We start from the raw sequence: 4,162 nt of genomic DNA, 5'->3' as shown, positions 1-4,162 counted from the left end.
CGTCGAACTGTGCGCCCTGACCTTCCGGGCGCAGGACCGGTCCAAGAGCAATCTGGTCGCCACCGCCCTGTTCGGCGACGGCGCGGCGGCGGCGGTGATCAGCTGCCGCGACGACGCGGCCGGGCCCGTGCTCGGCGCCAGCCGCGAGCACACATGGCCCGACACCCTGGACGTCATGGGCTGGGACGTGGCCGACGACGGGCTGAAGGTCGTGTTCAGCAGCGACATCCCCACCCTGGTCCAGAACGATTTCCGCCCGGTGGCGATGGATTTCCTGGCCGACCAGGGCCTGACGCCCGCCGACATCGGCGGCTTCGTCTGCCATCCGGGCGGGGCCAAGGTCATCGATGCGCTGGAAGCCTGTTTCGCGCTGCCCGAGGGGGCCCTGACCCACACCCGGGCCGTCCTGCGCGACCACGGCAACATGAGCGCGGCCACGGTGCTGTTCGTGCTCAGGGCCATGCTGGACGACGGCGCGAAAGGCCCCCTGCTGCTGACCACCCTGGGCCCGGGCTTCACCGCCGGACTGATGCTGGTGCACGCCTGATGTGGCTGTGGCTGGTGATCGGTCTGGTGGCGGCCCAGCGGCTGTGGGAGCTGGGGCTGGCGGGCCGGAACACGAAGCGGCTGATGGCCGAGGGCGCGGTCGAGGTCGGGGCCGACCACTATCCGCTGTTCATCGTCCTGCACGCCAGCTGGCTGGCCGCGATCGCCGTCTTCACGCCGTGGACGACGGTTCCGGATGCGCGGTGGATGGCGCTGTATGTCGCGCTTCAGTTCGGCCGGCTCTGGGTCATCACGACCCTGGGCCGGTTCTGGACCACGCGGATCGTCACCCTGCCGGGCGCGCCCCTGCGGACCGGCGGCCCCTACCGCTTCATCCGCCACCCGAACTATGTCGTCGCCTCGCTGGAGATTCTCGTCCTGCCGCTGGCGTTCGGCCAGGTCTGGATCGCGCTGGTCTGGAGCATCGCCAACGCGCTACTGGTGGCGTGGCGTATCCGCATCGAGGATCGCGCCCTCGAGGAACGCCGCGGCTGATGCTCAGGAAACGCTCCGTCTCCCTCTCCGGCCACGCCACCTCGGTGGCGCTGGAGCCGGCGTTCTGGACCGTTCTGGACCAGGTCGCGGCCGCCAGCGGCCTGTCGCAGGCCGGGCTGATGAAGCGGATCGACGAACGGCGGGGGCGCACCCCCCTCGCCTCGGCCTGCCGCCTGCTGGCCCTGGCCTGGGCCGGCGGCGACCGGAGTTTCGCCGAACAGGAGTCTGTCGATTGACAGCAGCCGGGGTTGGCGCATCCTCCGCTTCGGAGGGCGCTGACATGGCCAACGAACAACTGATCCCGGCCGCCGTGTTCGGCGGCCTGCTCGCCGCCGGGCTGATCGCCGGCGGCGCCCTGATCGGACAGGGGGTGGTCAACGCCCGCGTCGGCGACCGCTCCGTCAGCGTCCGTGGTCTGGCCGAGCGCAATGTAAAGGCCGATCTGGCCATCCTGCCCGTGCGCTTCACCGCCTCGGGCGACGTCCTGTCCGAGGTCCAGGCCCGTATCGACGGCGACCTGGCCATCGTGCGCCGCTTCCTGACCGCCCAGGGCTATCCCGCCGACGCCGTGTCGCTGGGCCGGCTCGAGGTGGCGGACACCCAGTCCCGTGAATACGGCAGCCAGAACGGCGGCCCGCGCTTCATCCTGGCCCAGACGGTGATCGTGCGGACGACCGACGTGGACCGGGTCCAGGCCACGACCCGCGCCCTGAACGATCTGGTGCGCCAGGGCGTGGTGCTGCAGGACTTCAGCGGCCCCACCTATGTCTTCACCAGGCTCAACGCCGTCCGCCCGGCGATGATCGCCGAGGCCACCGCCGCCGCGCGGACCGGCGCCGAACGGTTCGCCCAGGATTCAGGCGCGCCGCTCGGCCCCATCCGTCAGGCGACGCAGGGCTCGTTCGAAATCCTCGCCCGCGACGAGATCGGCGACGAGAGCCAGTCCCCGGACAAGAAGGTCCGGGTCGTGACCACCATCAGCTATCGGCTGCGCTGAAAATCAGGCCTGGGGTTCCGGCGACGGCGTCGGAACGGTCGGCGGTTCAACGGGCGGGACATCCGGGAGGTCCGGCATCTTCGGCGCGTCCGGCAGGGTCGGGCGCGGCAGGTCGACGTCGATGTCGACATTGGTGTCCTTGGCCGGGTTCATGCCCCCGTTCGAGAAGACCACGAAGGCGATGATGATCACCACGACGACCAGGCCGCCGACCAGCAGGCCGATCCAGCCGCCCCCGCCGCTGCGGGCGGGCGGGTTGTTGATGGTGGTGTGATGCACCTCGGTGCGGGGCGTCGGCTCGACGGGCGGCGGAATGTTGGGGTCTGTCATGGCTCAGTTCGGGCTCGGGACGGCCGGGGCCGAGACTTCGGGCAGGTTGACGTCGACGTTGACCTCCTTGGTCTCGGGCGCGCCGCCGCGGGCGAAGACGAAATAGGCCACGATCGCCAGCACCACGACGATGCCGCCGACGATGAAGGCGAGGCCCGCGTTGCCGCCGCCGCTGCCGGTGTTGTTGATGTTATCGGCCATGGAATGACCCCTTCCCTGATTGTGGATGCTGCCGGAACGACGGTCACGCTTCACGGTTCCGCGATGACCCGCGCACGCGACCGCTGACAGATGGCTTCGTGCCCCTTATGTTCCGCCGATGAGTCTGCCTGAAGTCCCCGCCCCGCGTATCTCCGACCTCGCCCGCTCGCGCGGCCCCGGAGGCGTGGAGCACGTCCCCGCCGACTATCTGGCCGGCCTGAACCCCGAACAGCGCGAGGCGGTCGAGACCGTGGACGGCCCCGTTCTGGTCCTGGCCGGCGCCGGCACGGGCAAGACGCGGGTGCTGACCACCCGGCTGGCCCACATCCTGGCCACGGGCCGCGCCCGGCCGTGGGAGCTTCTGGCGGTCACCTTCACCAACAAGGCCGCGCGCGAGATGCGCGAGCGGATCACCCATCTGATCGGCCCCTCGGCCGAGGGCCTTCGCTGGCTGGGCACCTTCCACAGCGTTGCCGCCCAGATCCTGCGCCGCCACGCCGAACTGGTCGGGCTGAAATCGACCTTCACCATCCTCGACACGGACGATCAGGAGCGGGTCTGCAAACAGCTTCTCGAAGCCGCCAACCTCGACACCAAACGCTGGACGCCGCGTTCGCTGAGCGGCCTGATCGACCACTGGAAGAACCGCGGCTGGACGCCCGACAAGCTGCCGCCGTCCGAGGATTTCGCCAACGGCAAGGGGCACAGCCTCTACGCCGCCTATCAGGCGCGGCTGGTCAGCCTGAACGCCTGCGACTTCGGCGACCTGCTGCTGCACAACCTCACGATCCTGTCGCAGCATGCGGATATCGCGGAAGAATATCGTCGCCGCTTCCGCTACATCCTGGTCGACGAATACCAGGACACCAACGTCGCCCAGTACCTGTGGCTGCGATTGCTGACGTCTTCGACGGGCAATGTCTGCTGCGTCGGCGACGACGACCAGTCCATCTACGGCTGGCGGGGCGCCGAGGTGGACAACATCCTGCGCTTCGAACGCGACTTTCCCGGAGCCAAGGTCGTAAGACTGGAGCGTAACTATCGGTCCACGCAGCATATTCTTGGCGCTGCATCCGGCCTGATCGCCTCCAACCGCGACCGTCTGGGCAAGACGCTCTGGACCGAGGATCTGAGCGGCGACAAGGTCCGGGTGCGCGGCGTCTGGGACGGCGAGGCCGAGGCCCGGCTGATCGCCGACGAGATCGAGACCGCCCGCCGGTCCGGCGTCGCCTACAAGGACATGGCCGTGCTGGTCCGCGCCTCGTTCCAGATGCGGGCCTTCGAGGAGCGGTTCGTCCTGCTGGCCGTCCCCTACACCGTCATCGGCGGCCCGCGCTTCTTCGAACGGGCCGAGATCCGCGACGCCCACGCCTATCTGCGGCTGATCCTGTCCGAGGACGACGACCTGGCCTTCGAGCGGATCGTCAACGTGCCCAAGCGCGGCATCGGCGACACCAGCGTGCAGAAGGTGCTCCAGATCGCCCGCCTGTCCGGCGTCTCTGCCATGAGCGCCGTGCGCGACCTGATCACCTCGGACGAGCTTCAGGCGCGGACGCGGACGGCCCTGTCCAACTTCGTGCGCGACATCGACCG

At 69.4% G+C, this 4,162-nt stretch carries 7 protein-coding genes; 5 read left to right on the top strand and 2 right to left on the bottom strand.

Translation table 11 applies throughout. From position 1 onward, the window contains the following. The 4 genes from V6M42_RS00160 to V6M42_RS00145 all read left to right on the top strand — a co-directional run. On the top strand, positions 1-547 hold a 547-nt coding region (locus V6M42_RS00160; RefSeq protein ID WP_332676329.1), incomplete at its 5' end, for a 3-oxoacyl-[acyl-carrier-protein] synthase III C-terminal domain-containing protein. Then, positions 547-1,041 (top strand): isoprenylcysteine carboxyl methyltransferase family protein, encoded by a 495-nt coding sequence (locus V6M42_RS00155; protein WP_332676327.1) that lies wholly within the window; start codon positions 547-549, stop codon positions 1,039-1,041. The genes V6M42_RS00160 and V6M42_RS00155, both read left to right, overlap by 1 nt. After that, positions 1,041-1,277: a ribbon-helix-helix domain-containing protein gene (locus V6M42_RS00150; protein WP_332659554.1), complete on the top strand. Its 237-nt coding sequence runs from the start codon at positions 1,041-1,043 to the stop codon at positions 1,275-1,277. Before V6M42_RS00155 ends, V6M42_RS00150 begins: the two co-directional genes overlap by 1 nt. Positions 1,278-1,321: 44 nt before the next feature. Beyond that, a complete protein-coding gene (locus V6M42_RS00145; RefSeq protein ID WP_332659553.1) occupies positions 1,322-2,038 on the top strand; it encodes an SIMPL domain-containing protein in 717 nt (238 codons plus the stop codon). 3 nt (positions 2,039-2,041) lie between these two features. Here V6M42_RS00145 and V6M42_RS00140 read toward each other — a convergent pair whose 3' ends face one another. Both V6M42_RS00140 and V6M42_RS00135 read right to left on the bottom strand, forming a co-directional pair. Beyond that, entirely contained in the window at positions 2,042-2,368 is a 327-nt protein-coding gene (locus V6M42_RS00140; protein WP_332659552.1) for a hypothetical protein, read from the bottom strand. Positions 2,369-2,371: 3 nt separating this feature from the next. Beyond that, on the bottom strand, positions 2,372-2,569 hold the full coding sequence (locus tag V6M42_RS00135; protein WP_332659551.1) for a hypothetical protein: 198 nt from the start codon (positions 2,567-2,569) through the stop codon (positions 2,372-2,374). Between the two features lie 118 nt (positions 2,570-2,687). Here V6M42_RS00135 and V6M42_RS00130 point away from each other — a divergent pair. Then, a partial coding sequence (locus V6M42_RS00130; protein WP_332676325.1) for an ATP-dependent helicase occupies positions 2,688-4,162 on the top strand: 1,475 nt, incomplete at its 3' end.

The organism is Brevundimonas sp. (assembly GCF_036677305.1).
Lineage (GTDB): Bacteria > Pseudomonadota > Alphaproteobacteria > Caulobacterales > Caulobacteraceae > Brevundimonas.
This window is presented reverse-complemented; position numbering and strand designations above follow the sequence as displayed.